The organism is Acinetobacter sp. AG3 (assembly GCF_022343575.1).
Classification (GTDB): Bacteria; Pseudomonadota; Gammaproteobacteria; order Pseudomonadales; family Moraxellaceae; genus Acinetobacter; species Acinetobacter guillouiae.
In genome coordinates this window covers 3,901,184-3,914,254 of record NZ_JAKQZD010000001.1, presented here as the reverse complement: position 1 = coordinate 3,914,254, position 13,071 = coordinate 3,901,184, and the positions used below count along the sequence as shown (strand labels likewise).

At 39.5% G+C, this 13,071-nt stretch carries 11 protein-coding genes; 7 read left to right on the top strand and 4 right to left on the bottom strand.

The annotated features are described in order from the left end of the window. Window positions 1-15 precede the first annotated feature (15 nt). The gene (locus L3V46_RS18235; protein ID WP_239046431.1) at window positions 16-1,044 is read right to left on the bottom strand and encodes a hypothetical protein; all 1,029 of its coding nucleotides are present in this window, start codon (window positions 1,042-1,044) and stop codon (window positions 16-18) included. Between the two features lie 217 nt (window positions 1,045-1,261). Here L3V46_RS18235 and pheS point away from each other — a divergent pair, with 217 nt between their 5' ends. From pheS to L3V46_RS18220, 3 genes are all read left to right on the top strand, one after another. Continuing rightward, window positions 1,262-2,242 carry a phenylalanine--tRNA ligase subunit alpha gene (gene pheS, locus L3V46_RS18230; protein WP_004723046.1) on the top strand — a complete coding sequence of 327 codons (981 nt, stop codon included), beginning with the start codon at window positions 1,262-1,264 and terminating at the stop codon, window positions 2,240-2,242. Between the two features lie 130 nt (window positions 2,243-2,372). Continuing rightward, entirely contained in the window at window positions 2,373-4,754 is a 2,382-nt protein-coding gene (gene pheT / locus L3V46_RS18225; RefSeq protein WP_239046430.1) for a phenylalanine--tRNA ligase subunit beta, read from the top strand. Continuing rightward, on the top strand, window positions 4,751-5,047 hold the full coding sequence (locus L3V46_RS18220) for an integration host factor subunit alpha (RefSeq protein ID WP_004723042.1): 297 nt from the start codon (window positions 4,751-4,753) through the stop codon (window positions 5,045-5,047). The genes pheT and L3V46_RS18220 overlap by 4 nt, the downstream gene beginning before the upstream one ends. A gap of 557 nt (window positions 5,048-5,604) precedes the next feature. On the opposite strand, the gene L3V46_RS18215 is transcribed toward L3V46_RS18220, so the two are convergent. The 3 genes from L3V46_RS18215 to trxA form a co-directional block, all read right to left on the bottom strand. Then, window positions 5,605-5,865, bottom strand: a complete 261-nt coding sequence (locus tag L3V46_RS18215) for a hypothetical protein (RefSeq protein WP_034609976.1) — start codon at window positions 5,863-5,865, stop codon at window positions 5,605-5,607. 380 nt (window positions 5,866-6,245) lie between these two features. After that, window positions 6,246-7,514, bottom strand: a complete 1,269-nt coding sequence (rho, locus tag L3V46_RS18210; RefSeq protein WP_004723038.1) for a transcription termination factor Rho — start codon at window positions 7,512-7,514, stop codon at window positions 6,246-6,248. A 344-nt stretch (window positions 7,515-7,858) separates the two neighbouring features. After that, a complete protein-coding gene (gene trxA, locus L3V46_RS18205; RefSeq protein WP_004723035.1) occupies window positions 7,859-8,185 on the bottom strand; it encodes a thioredoxin in 327 nt (108 codons plus the stop codon). Window positions 8,186-8,477: 292 nt separating this feature from the next. Here trxA and ppx point away from each other — a divergent pair, with 292 nt between their 5' ends. The 4 genes from ppx to proC all read left to right on the top strand — a co-directional run bounded on the left by ppx (window position 8,478) and on the right by proC (window position 13,068). After that, window positions 8,478-9,998: an exopolyphosphatase gene (gene ppx / locus L3V46_RS18200; RefSeq protein WP_096733198.1), complete on the top strand. Its 1,521-nt coding sequence runs from the start codon at window positions 8,478-8,480 to the stop codon at window positions 9,996-9,998. 102 nt (window positions 9,999-10,100) lie between these two features. Continuing rightward, entirely contained in the window at window positions 10,101-10,925 is an 825-nt protein-coding gene (locus L3V46_RS18195) for an acetyl-CoA carboxylase carboxyltransferase subunit alpha (protein WP_004819131.1), read from the top strand. Beyond that, entirely contained in the window at window positions 10,862-12,241 is a 1,380-nt protein-coding gene (gene tilS, locus L3V46_RS18190; protein ID WP_239046429.1) for a tRNA lysidine(34) synthetase TilS, read from the top strand. The genes L3V46_RS18195 and tilS overlap by 64 nt, the downstream gene beginning before the upstream one ends. Continuing rightward, window positions 12,238-13,068 carry a pyrroline-5-carboxylate reductase gene (gene proC / locus L3V46_RS18185; RefSeq protein ID WP_154129544.1) on the top strand — a complete coding sequence of 277 codons (831 nt, stop codon included), beginning with the start codon at window positions 12,238-12,240 and terminating at the stop codon, window positions 13,066-13,068. Before tilS ends, proC begins: the two co-directional genes overlap by 4 nt. Window positions 13,069-13,071: the final 3 nt, after the last annotated feature.

Sequence of the window (13,071 nt, the reverse complement as noted above, 5' to 3'; positions counted from 1 at the left end):
CAAATAGATAAGACATTATAGTCCAAAATAATAAGCCGCAAGGCAGATTAAAATGGTCACAATAATTAATGCAAAAACACCTGTTTTACCTGGCTTATGCTCAGGATTTACTTTGCTGTTAAACGCTTGACGCTGCTCGGTTTTGATATTGTCATGCGTGTCAAAGGGCGAGGCAATTTGTTTTGGTGTTAAGCGTGCAGATTTATAATGATTTGCAACTTTAACGATAAATTTTGATTTTAAATCTTCAACTTTTTGGAGGAAATGGCGCAAATTCATTTGTTCTTCAGGGCTCATGATTTGCTCATTTTCATCATAGGGATGCTTTAATTTTGTAGAAATAAAGCTTTCTAATGCATCGATACGACAGAAGGTTTCATGTGCGTAATCAGCTTGATAGTCAGTGGGTAACAGCGCAAGTTTAAGGCTTGAATCCTCGGTCGTGTATAGCGTTTCATCTAATCCATAATAAGGTAAATCTTTATTTACAGGTTCTGGAAAACCTTTGGCATATTGGGTATCAAACAATTCATTGTCTGTATAAATTTGAATATCATCCCAATTCGGTTGAACTAAATCTTGTTCAATCCGTTTAATCAATTTTGTATTGAGATCATAGCGCCAAAAAATCTCGGTACGTAAATTGGGGCGTTGTTGCTCAGGCGCTTCATAATCATTGTCTGCGCTATACCATTCTGCCAATTCTTTACCAAAAATCCATGCAGTTTTCTTTTGTTGATCATGGCTAACAATAAAGTGGGGGATGGCTAACAGTTCAACATTGGCATTTGGATTTTGTTCATCATTTAAAATGCTCGCGCTATGTAAGCTGAGTCGATACACGCCTTGTTTTTTTAGCCCTTCAAGCCAAATCTGAAAATGCTGTGCCAATAGGTGCTGGTTGGTTAAATCACGGAAGCCAAAAGCATGCTGATTAAAAATGGCATGATTGACCCAACGAGAAAAACTGATCCCTTGAGTGAGATACTCATTGCCATAAGTGACGAGTGTAAGTTGACGTTTCCAGATTTGATCGAGTGCCATTTTTTATAGATCTCAGCGACAGTAAATCCATTTTATACTTTTTATAAATCAAAGTTCTAGCATTTCAACAGGAATCAAACAGGGAAATATACAAATTATTTAGAATAAGTTGTGACTAATCGTATTTTTTGTAAAGCGGAAACTTCATTCAACTGCATAAAAACTGTTAGAATATAGAGTTATATTATTTTTCTAAAATATTGCTTTGAGAGTTACTATGTCACTGGAAGCCCTGACCACTGAAGCGCTCGCTGCGATTGCAGCAGCTCAAGACCTGACTACACTCGACCAAGTACGAGTGCAATTTACAGGGAAAAAAAGCCAGCTTGCGGAACAATCTAAGGCACTTGGCAAAATGGACCCTGAAGAGCGTAAAGTTCAGGGCGCTGCAATTCATGCAGTACGTGAAGCGATCAGTGCAGCATTGACTGAACGCCAAACTGAATTACAGAAAGCTGAATTAGAATTAAAGCTAGCAAGTGAAACAATTGATATTACTTTGCCAGGACGTGGGCAAGCTGTAGGAAGTATTCATCCCGTTACTCAGGTTCAAGAACGTATTTGTCAATTCTTTACCAAAGCGGGTTTTACTGTTGCGACAGGGCCAGAAGTTGAAGATGATTATCACAACTTTGAAGCATTGAATATTCCAGGACATCATCCTGCACGTGCGATGCATGATACGTTTTATTTTGATGCAAACCATTTACTACGTACCCATACATCAGGTGTACAAGTACGCACAATGGAAAACTCGCAACCACCGATTCGTATCGTTTGTCCGGGGCGTGTTTATCGTTGTGACTCAGATCAAACCCATTCTCCAATGTTCCATCAAATCGAAGGTTTATACGTTGCTGAAAATACCAGCTTCGCAGAATTAAAAGGTTTGTTGATTAATCTGCTAAATGAATTTTTTGAGAAAGATTTAAAAGTACGCTTCCGTCCGTCTTATTTCCCATTCACTGAGCCAAGTGCTGAGGTGGATATTATGGATGAGCGTGGTCGTTGGTTAGAGGTTTTGGGTTGCGGTATGGTGCATCCAAATGTTCTACAAGCTGCGGGTATTGATCCTGAAAAATATAAAGGCTTTGCATTTGGTCTCGGTGTAGAGCGTTTCGCAATGTTGCGTTATGGCATCAATGATTTGCGTATGTTCTACCAAAACGATGTGCGTTTTTTACGCCAATTTGCTTAACAAATTTATACCTCTCCCTGACCTCTCCAAAAAGGAGAGGGGATGTCCAAGATAATGAGACGAAGGGTTCTGCCTCTTTTTAAAGGGGAGTCAGAGAGGAATTCATAGATATTGAATATAGGTTTTAGAAATGAAAATTAGCGAAAATTGGCTTCGCACATGGGTCAACCCTGCAATTGATAGCGATACTTTGTCTGATCAACTGACCATGTTGGGACTTGAGGTTGATGAACTGGTTCCCGCAGCTAAACCATTTACAGGTGTGGTGATTGGTGAAGTTTTAACTGTTGTACAGCATCCTGATGCAGATCGTTTACGTGTCACCACAGTGAATATTGGTTCGGGTGAATCTTTGCAAATCGTATGTGGCGCACCAAATGTATGCGTTGGGATGAAAATGCCAGTTGCAACCATTGGTGCGGTGCTTCCGGGAGATTTTAAAATTAAAAAAGGCAAACTTCGTGGTGTTGAATCACAAGGGATGCTGTGCGGTGCTTCAGAAATTGACCTTGAAGATAAAATTGATGGTCTGTTAGAACTTCCTGCAGATGCACCAGTAGGCACAAATATTCGAGAATATTTAAATCTTGATGATCATGTGGTTGATATCAGTATCACGCCAAACCGTGGTGACTGTTTCAGTATTCGTGGAGTGGCACGTGAAATTGGGGTAATTAACCAATTGCCTGTAACAGCACCTGAAATTCAAGAGGTTGCGGCTACGATTGCTGATCAGAAGCAAGTTGTTGTGACAACGGATGGTTGCCCTCGTTACTTAGGTCGTGTAATTAAAAATGTAAATACCAAAGCAGCTACGCCTGCATGGATGGAGCAAGCTTTAGCACGTTCAGGTATTCGTCAACACAGTATTCTTGTTGATATTACCAACTATGTGCTTATGGAACTTGGTCAGCCGTTACATGCGTTTGATGGTGGTCAGGTTCAAGGTTCAGTGCATGTGCGTCAGGCAAGTGCAAATGAAAAGCTTGTTTTGTTAAATGAACAAGAAATTGAATTGACTGAAGATGTTATGGTGATTGCAGATGATGTAAAAGCATTGGCGATCGCAGGCATCATGGGTGGTTTGTCCTCATCTGTAACAGATGAAACCACTGAGATTTTCCTTGAATCTGCATTCTTTGCACCATTACATATCGCAGGGCGTGCACGTCGTTATGGTTTGCATACAGATGCGTCACAACGTTATGAACGTGGTGTGGACTTTGAATTGCCTATGATCGCAATGCAACGCGCTTCACAATTGATTCAAACTCTTGCAGGTGGTGATTTCGGTCCAATTACCGTATCTGAAAAAACTGAATTGTTGCCTAAACGTGAAGTAATTGAGTTGAATCAAGCACAAGTGGATCAATTGCTGGGTTATCAAGTTCCTACTGCATTTATTACAGATGCGTTGCAACGTTTAGGTTGTGCTGTGACTGTAACAGCTGAAGGTGAATGGACTGTTGTACCACCTTCACATCGTTACGATATGGCAATTTATCAAGATTTAATTGAAGAAGTTGCGCGTATACATGGTTATGACAATATTCAAATTAGTCTACCTGTGATTGATGTAAAACTTGCTAAGCATCAGGATCAATTTGAACTGACTCAGTTACGTCAAACTTTAGTAACACTGGGTTATCAAGAGGCGATTAGTTTTAGTTTTGCAGATTTAAAACTTGAAAAACAATTGAATTCACAAGTAAATCCATTGGCGCTTGCAAATCCGATTTCAAGTGATTTGGCGGTCATGCGTTCAACTTTACTTTCAAGCTTAATTCCGTGTGTTCAGTACAATATCAATCGTCAACAAAGTCGTGTGCGTTTCTTTGAGCTAGGGCTACGTTTTGATTATCAAAACGCGAAAAGTATAGAAGATTTGAAACAGATTCCAACTTTGGCTATGATTGCTGTAGGATCAAAACAAATTGAATCTTGGCATGGAAAAGCTCAAGTTATGGATTTCTTTGATCTCAAAGGCGAGGTCGAAGAAATTTTAGCAGCTGGACGTGTTCAAGTTGAATATGTTCGTTCTGATCGTGAATGGTTACATCCAGGTCAGTCTGCGGAAATTCTCGTGGATGGAAAATCAGTAGGTTATTTAGGTCGTCTACATCCATCTTTGGAAAATGCACTGGATTTGAGCACAACTTGGATCGCAGAGCTCGACCAATCGGCTGTTTTGCAAACTTATGTATCTAATTTTACAGAATTATCACGATTTCCATCGGTTAGACGTGATATTGCGCTTGTAATTAGTGATAAGATTAATGTTAGTGAAATTCAGCAACTTATCGAAAAAACGGGTGGAGAGCTTTTAGACTCTACTTGGTTATTTGATGTGTATACAGGGCAAGGTGTTGAACAAGGTAAACGCTCTTTAGCATTTGCATTGTTATGGCAACATCCATCACGTACACTCGAAGATGCTGAGATTAAATCCGGTATGGATCATATTATTCAAGTGTTAGAAGACACTTATCAAGCGACATTGAGGGCCTCATGACAGCATTAACAAAAGCAGAAATGGCTGATCATTTAAGTGAGCTTACGAGTTTAAACCGTCGTGAAGCAAAACAAATGGTCGAGTTGTTCTTTGACGAGATTAGCCAAGCATTAATTGCAGGCGAACAAGTCAAACTTTCAGGTTTCGGAAATTTTGAACTACGTGACAAACGTCAACGTCCAGGTCGAAATCCTAAAACTGGAGAAGAGATTCCAATCTCAGCACGTCGAGTTGTAACATTCCGTGCAGGTCAAAAATTTAGACAACGTGTGGGTACAGAACAAGAAGATTAATCGGCAATTTGTGTGTCGTAAGATGAAAGCTCTGTAATCTAAAAGTTTTGTAAGATAAAAACCCTGAGTAATCTGCTTGGGGTTTTTTATTGCCAGAAATAAACATCATTTGGATTCGATTAACTAATTTTTGCTGTAATCACAGTGATAAGACTGGAATATCGCTTTTTTATCCCAATACCCAAAGATCAAATGGGTTTATGTGCGTGAGGTTTGGTTAAAAAACAGAGTAGTGAGAGATAGTGTAATTGTTGGGTAAAAGTGAGACCCTTATGCGGGATAAATTTATTTTAAGAAAATTCTTAGCATCTTTATAAAAATGCAAATAAGTAAACCTATTCTAGTATTGGTTAAGATGATCCAATACGCTTGCAATTTTAACGGTTGATAAGCAAAGTAAAATAGAGTGGTATAGTTTTGTACTTATTGGATTTACGGGTTCAGTAGCGAAGGGTGATACAGCTTGTTTATGATTATTTAAACTTTAAAGTAAAAAACAAAGCAAAAAAAAGAGAACCTAAAAGGTTCTCTTTTCTTGATAATAATCTAAGCGATTATTATTGAGCAGCTGAAGCAGCAGCAGAAGCGTCTGCAGCAGCAGCAGTAGCATCAGATGCAGCAGCAGTAGCGTCAGCAGCAGCATCAGTAGCAGATGCAGCAGCAGCGTCAACAGCAGCAGTAGCTTCAGAAGCAGCTTCTACAGCTTGAGAAGCAGCAGCGTTTGCATCAGCAGCAGCTTCTTCAGTTTTTTTAGCACAACCAACGAAAGCTAAAGTAGTAGCAACTGCAGCAGCAATAGCGATTTTTTTGAATAACATGGCATCACTCTCATAAATTTAATAGAGACAAAAAACCCAAGTTAGCCTGTTTTTTGCTTTTTGCATGAGCAGTCTAACTGGTATGCGAATATGCTATCACTGCGCATTTTGAATTGCTACTGTTTATCTTAAAAAAACTGACCAAATTGATGAAAAAATGATGGTTTTTTAACAGTATTTTACAATCAAGTTGCGTTTTTAGATTGGTTTATTGATAAATAAGTTATTAATAAATATAAAAAATCTTGATGAATAATTTTTATATTCAAATATTTGCAATATCGTGTAACGTTGAAACTCGATGATTGTATATTTATGTAAATAATGTCAACCAAATAAAAAGGCTACTCTTAGAGTAGCCTTTTTAAGTATTTATGGAATTAGTTGGCAGCTTTGCGCTTCATTTGATCAAAGAAATCATCATTGGTTTTGGTTTCTTTCATGCGATCCAACAAGAATTCCATCGCCACTAACTCATCCATAGGATGAAGAAGTTTACGAAGAATCCATACTTTACGTAGGTTTTCTTCGCTCATGAGACGCTCTTCACGACGCGTACCTGACTTTTTGATATTCATTGCTGGGAAGACGCGTTTTTCAGCAATACGGCGATCAAGGATGATTTCTTGGTTACCTGTACCTTTGAATTCTTCGTAGATCACTTCATCCATTTTACTGCCTGTTTCAATCAATGCAGTCGAAATAATGGTAAGAGAACCGCCTTCTTCAATATTACGTGCAGCACCAAAGAAACGTTTAGGACGTTCTAAGGCATGGGCATCAACACCACCGGTAAGTACCTTACCAGATGAAGGAACAACAGTGTTATAAGCACGGGCTAAACGCGTGATGGAGTCAAGTAAGATCACAACATCTTTTTTGTGCTCTACCAGACGTTTGGCTTTTTCAATCACCATTTCAGCAACTTGTACATGGCGAGCTGGAGATTCATCAAAGGTTGAAGCAACAACTTCACCACGCACAGTACGTTCCATTTCTGTCACTTCTTCAGGACGCTCGTCGATCAGAAGAACAATCAAGAAACATTCAGGATTGTTACGTACAATAGATTGGGCAATGTTCTGTAATAACATCGTTTTACCCGCTTTTGGCGGTGCTACGATAATTGAACGTTGACCTTTACCGATGGGTGCAACCAAGTCCACAACACGCGCTGTCAAATCTTCAGAAGAACCGTTACCCAGTTCCATAACCAATTGCTCAGTTGGGAAAAGCGGTGTGAGGTTTTCAAATAAAATTTTATTGCGTGAGTTTTCAGGGGTGTCATAGTTAATTTGATTAACTTTTAATAATGCAAAGTAACGTTCACCTTCTTTAGGTGGGCGAATCGTACCTGTAATCGTATCACCAGTTCGTAGATTAAAACGACGAATTTGTGAAGGACTAACATAGATATCATCCGGACCTGCAAGATAAGAACCTGCAGCGGAGCGTAAAAAGCCGAAACCATCAGACAAAATTTCAAGAACACCATCACCAAAAATTTCTTCGCCATTCATTGCATGGCGTTTGAGGATGGCAAAAATGATGTCTTGCTTACGGTTACGAGCCATTCCTTCAAGGCCCATAAACTCAGCAATTTTAATGAGTTCGCCGATCGGTTTTTTCTTGAGTTCAGTTAAATTCATAAATGGTCAGATTGAATAAGGATGTGTGGAACACAGATAAAGAGAAAAGAAGCAAAAGTCGCCAGCAGTGTAATAGGTGAGTTGAAATTGTATAGACACAAAAACAAACTCAGAATCTATGTAGTTCTTTCGAGGAGAAATATGTAAAACAATTTCTGTTGCCGAACGGCGATCTTATGTGTTGTCCTTTAAGAAACAGGAAGAGAATCCTAATGTTCCTTGAGCATGGAATATAAGTTAGATCAACAAGTTTGTCAAATTATAGTCGAAAAAAAATACGCTAGAAAATCAAGCGTATTTCTCATTTTCCTAGATTTATACAAATAATGTATAAATTCAGCAAATTAAATATTTTCTTCAATGAATGCCGTTAATTTAGATTTTGGCACTGCACCAATTTGTTGAGCAACAACTTCACCATTTTTAAACATCAATAATGCTGGAATGTTACGAATGTTGTAGTTGACCGCAGTTGCTTCACACGCAGTTACATCAACTTTAACGATTTTAACTTTACCTTCAAATTCAGTTGAAAGTACTTCAAGGACTGGTGCAATCGCTTTACACGGTGCACACCAGCCTGCCCAGAAATCTACGATTACAGGGATATCAGATTGAAGTACATCTGCATCAAAGTTGTCATCAGTGGTATTTACGATATTGCCAGACATGGATTTTGCTCCAAAATATTTTAAAGATGAATCTATCTATGGATATAAGTATTACATAGTCATCTTTAACAATGTAGGGGGATACTTAAATTTTCATTCTAATTTGTGAGTTTGTCCAATTGATGCTCACGATATTTACAATCGGATCTTTAGAAAAAGCAATGAAACTGTCACATAATTGTCATATATGCTGAAAAAATAATGACTCATCAAATTGTCTAAATAAATGGCTTTTAAAAAGCGTGTATGTGAATTAATCTAAGCAGCAATTCAGTATGAGTTTGTATAAATAATGTCTGATTTTTTGATTGATGAAGAATTACTTGCTGCGATTGATATGGGGTCAAATAGTTTCCATTTGGCAATTGCTCGTGTGGATCATGGTGAAGTTAAGAAAGTTGCTTCTATGTCAGAAAAGGTTCAGCTTGCAGCTGGATTAGATGAAAATAAAAACTTAACTGAAGCTGCACAGCAACGAGGCTTGGCTTGCTTAGCGCGTTTTGTTGGGCGTTTAAGTTCAGTACAGCCGACTCGACTCAGAATTGTTGCGACAAATGCGCTGCGTCAAGCGAAAAATGGGCATGAATTTATTCAAAAAGCAGCGGAGATCTTGCCAAAACCCATTGAAATTATTGCGGGACGAGAAGAAGCCCGACTCATTTACTTGGGTGTTTCACATACCATGGCCAATAGTGGTCGACGTTTGGTGATCGATATTGGTGGTGGATCTACTGAACTGATTATTGGTGAAGAGTTCGAGCCGATTCATACCGAATCTTTACAGATGGGCTGTGTGGCCTTTACTAAAGCCTATTTTGCCGATGGTGATATTAACAACAAAGCTTTTGATAAAGCTGTGGTTGCGGCGCGTAAAGAATTATCTTCGATTGCAAATACCTATAAAGCTGCGGGCTGGGATACTGTGGTCGGTTCTAGTGGAACCATCAAAGCATGTCGCCAAATTGCGGTCAATATGGGCTGGAGTGATGAGCAAGAGAATCTGACTCGTGAAGGTTTAGAAAAATTAAAAGACAAATTACTGAAATTTAAAAATATTTCAGATATGGAATTTGATGGTTTAAAAGAAGATCGCCGAGCAGTATTACCTGCGGGTTTAGCGATCCTTTATGCTGTGTTTGAAGTCTTGAATATTGATAAATTGGTGTATTCAGATGGGGCATTACGTGAAGGTGTAATGTATGACTTGCTCGGCCGTTTCCAACATGAAGATATTCGCGATCGCAGTGTACAGGCGATGATGGGACGCTATGGCGCAGATGCAAAACAGGCTGAGCGCGTGGTTGAAACAGCACAACATTTGTTTAATGCTGTTGCCAGTACACTTAACTTAAACAGTGATGATAGTGATCTGTTGCGTCGAGCTGCTTATTTACATGAGATCGGTTTAGCCATTAGCCATAGTGGTTATCAAAAGCACAGTGCTTACTTATTACAACATTCAGACATCCCCGGTTTTTCGCAAATTGATCAAAATCATTTGTCACATTTGGTCGCTCATCACCGTCGTAAATTACGCGTAGATGCCAAATTAGACGTGTTAAAAGTGGGCGGCAACAAGCTTGTGTACTTGTGTTTGTTGCTTCGTCTTGCAGTTTTACTGAATCATAGTCGTAGCGATGAGATGCTTCCTGCCATTGAATTGACGGTAGAGAATGAGCAACAATGGCAACTCAGCGTTTCTGGTGATGCCAAACAATGGCCATTGCTGGTTGCAGATTTGCATGATGAGCAAGTGCAATTTAAGCATTGGGACATTGAATTGAATATTCAGTCGGAACAGTTTATCGATTAACTTAAAGGTTTGGTGATGATAGAGTGATCAATCATTTTATATCACTTAAACCTAAACTTCCGATGCGTAATCCATCGGTGAATTAGGGATAATACTCGACTTATGAAAAATAAAGCTGCTCAATCTCAAGCTTGGAAAACGGTTCAAATTGCACGTCACCCTGAGCGTCCGCAATTTTTGGATTACGTAGGCGAAATCTTTACTGAATTTGATACCTTGCATGGTGATCGTTTATACGGTGATGATGGTGCAATGGTGGGTGGATTGGCCCGTTTTAACGGTCAACCTGTAATGGTTGTGGGTCAACACCGTGGTCGTAGCACGCGTGAAAAATTACAGCATAACTTTGGGATGTGTAATCCTGAAGGATACCGAAAGTCGCAACGCTTACTTGATATGGCGGAACGCTTTAATCTTCCTGTGTTTACCTTTGTTGACACCATGGGAGCATACCCGGGTATTGGTGCTGAAGAGCGTGGTCAAGCAGAAGCAATTGCAACCAGCTTGGCGCAACTTTCAAGCCTTAAAGTGCCAGTCATTGCAACAGTTTTAGGTGAAGGTGGTTCTGGTGGTGCTTTGGGCATCGGTGTTGCAGATCGCGTTATTATGCTGTCACACAGTATTTACTCTGTGATTTCACCTGAAGGTTGTGCTTCTATTCTCTGGAAAACTGCAGATAAAGCAGAACAAGCCAGTGAAGCACTTGCATTAACTGCTGACAAGCTCAAAGAAATTGGTATTGTTGAATATGTGGTTGATGAAGGTGAGGGTGCTCATTTACATCCTTTTGAGGTTATGGAAAAACTCAAGGATGTGTTAAAACAAGCGCTTGATGAATTACAGCCAATGACTGCGGAAGAACGATGCGAAGCACGTTATCAACGTTTAATGAAGTTTGGCAGCGACAATTTAGGTCTTGCTTCTTAAAACAGTATTCTCAATTTCCTGAAAATACCCGTTTCTTAATCGGATGTAGTGGTGGTATGGATTCCATGCTGTTGCTACATCTGATGGCACAACTTTTTCCCAAGCAAATTCGTGCAATTTATGTCAATCATCAACTGCAAAAAGTCAGTGATGTCTGGGCTGATTTTGTTGCTCAACAATGCACAGCGCTGAATATTCCTTATATTCTTCAGTCGGTTCAAGTCGCTCAAGGCAATCTTGAGAATCAAGCACGTCAAGCACGTTATCAAGCCTATTTACAGCATATCGATGAAAATGAGGTACTGGTTCTTGCACATCATCAGCAAGATCAGGCTGAAACGTTAATGTTGCGTTTGTTGTCAGGTGCTGGGGTTACAGGTCTATCTGCGATGCAATCCATCGATCAGCGCGATCAATTGCTGATTTGGCGACCTTTACTTGATACTTCCCGTGAGCAGATTTGCCAATGGGTTGAGCAACTGCAAATTGATTATGTGGATGATCCTTCCAATTTAGATATACATTATGACCGTGCATGGTGTAGACATGAACTTTGGCATATTTTGCAAAGTCGTTATCCTAAAATGCAGCAAGCATTGGCACGTACCAGCTATTTAATGCAAGATGCTGATGAAATTCTCAATGAGGTGGTACAACAGGATTTAAGCTTTTGTGGTCATCCTGCACAATTGGATTTAGCCAAATTGGCCTCTCTTTCCCCTGCTAGACAGCGGCAACTTCTCTCTATGTGGATGAAAGGTGAGGGGACATATCGCCCAGCCTTGGACATGGTGCAAAGGCTACAAGATGAAGTAATTGAGTCTAAAACAGATGCGCAAGCTGCTTTACATTGGAATCATTTTTATTATTTACGTTATCAAAATCAGTTGTATCGAATTGAACAAAACCAATATTTAGCATCAAAATCTAAACAATTGCCTCAAGAACAGGAAGTTCAATTTCAGCTTCATCAACAACTACAATTCACATCTGGTGTGTTTCAGATCGAAAGCTCTAAAATGGGCCTGGCTTTTGCATTATTCAATCATAAGCTAACATTAAAGCCGCGTTTGGGTGGTGAAAAAATTCATCTTTATGGCAGAGTCGGTGCTTGGCCTTTGAAAAAAGCCATTCAAGAAGCACATATTTTTCCGTGGATGCGTCATACAATTCAAATATTAAGTGTAGATAATGTTATGCTTGGGGTGTTTACACCAAATGGTTTTTGGTTGGCGCAATCTGAATATTGTGAAGTGGGTGGCTGGCAACCAAATTTAATCTCTGAGTTAAAAACTAAGGTCGAGCGTGATTCATGAGTGCAGCGTTAAATTGTAATATTACTTTCATTGGTGGTGGGAATATGGCACAAGCCCTAATCGGTGGCTTGTTGAGTCGTGGATTACCTGCAACACGTATTACAGTTTCTGACCCCTTTGAAAATATTCGACAATTGCTACAAGAAAAAGATGTTCATGTGACTGATGATAATATCGCAGCAATTAAAAATGCCGATATTGTTGTTTTTGCTGTAAAACCTCAAGTTTTGGGTGGGGTGCTTAAACCTTTAAAAGGTTTACTCGAAGATAAATTATTGATCTCAATTGTTGCTGGTGCTGAAATTAAAACGATTTCAGACTTAACCGACAGTGAGCGTGTTGTTCGTGTTATGCCGAATACTCCTGCTTTGGTTCAAACTGGTGCACATGGTATGTTTGCGAAACCAGAGGTCAGTGCTAAAGACCGCGAATTGGCAACACAAGTACTTGCTGCGACAGGTTTAACGCTTTGGGTGAGTTCTGAAGCTCAAATTGATGCTGTAACTGCTGTTTCTGGTTCAGGTCCTGCATATTTCTTCTATATGATGGAAAGCATGATTCGTGCTGGAAAAAATATGGGTTTAGATGAAAAGGTTGCGACTGCTTTAACTTTACAAACAGCACTTGGTGCAGCACAAATGGCAATTACCAGCTCAAATGCACCTTCAGAATTGCGTAAAAATGTGACTTCTCCAAACGGCACTACACAAGCTGCTTTAGAAGTATTTGATCGTGCTCAAATTTCTCAAAATATTCAGACAGCTTTAGCTGCTGCGCAGAAGCGTAGTCAGGAACTGGCTCAAGAATTAAGTGACAGCATTAAATAATTA

What these genes read in the sequence shown, in the direction of transcription:
- tilS (WP_239046429.1), top strand. Translation starts at nt 10,862, where the DNA reads ATGCGAAGCACGTTATCAACGTTTAATGAAGTTTGGCAGCGACAATTT.
- pheT (WP_239046430.1), top strand. Translation starts at nt 2,373, where the DNA reads ATGAAAATTAGCGAAAATTGGCTTCGCACATGGGTCAACCCTGCAATT.
- L3V46_RS18220 (WP_004723042.1), top strand. Translation starts at nt 4,751, where the DNA reads ATGACAGCATTAACAAAAGCAGAAATGGCTGATCATTTAAGTGAGCTT.
- L3V46_RS18195 (WP_004819131.1), top strand. Translation starts at nt 10,101, where the DNA reads ATGAAAAATAAAGCTGCTCAATCTCAAGCTTGGAAAACGGTTCAAATT.
- proC (WP_154129544.1), top strand. Translation starts at nt 12,238, where the DNA reads ATGAGTGCAGCGTTAAATTGTAATATTACTTTCATTGGTGGTGGGAAT.
- trxA (WP_004723035.1), bottom strand. Translation starts at nt 8,185, where the DNA reads ATGTCTGGCAATATCGTAAATACCACTGATGACAACTTTGATGCAGAT.
- ppx (WP_096733198.1), top strand. Translation starts at nt 8,478, where the DNA reads ATGTCTGATTTTTTGATTGATGAAGAATTACTTGCTGCGATTGATATG.
- rho (WP_004723038.1), bottom strand. Translation starts at nt 7,514, where the DNA reads ATGAATTTAACTGAACTCAAGAAAAAACCGATCGGCGAACTCATTAAA.
- L3V46_RS18215 (WP_034609976.1), bottom strand. Translation starts at nt 5,865, where the DNA reads ATGTTATTCAAAAAAATCGCTATTGCTGCTGCAGTTGCTACTACTTTA.
- pheS (WP_004723046.1), top strand. Translation starts at nt 1,262, where the DNA reads ATGTCACTGGAAGCCCTGACCACTGAAGCGCTCGCTGCGATTGCAGCA.
- L3V46_RS18235 (WP_239046431.1), bottom strand. Translation starts at nt 1,044, where the DNA reads ATGGCACTCGATCAAATCTGGAAACGTCAACTTACACTCGTCACTTAT.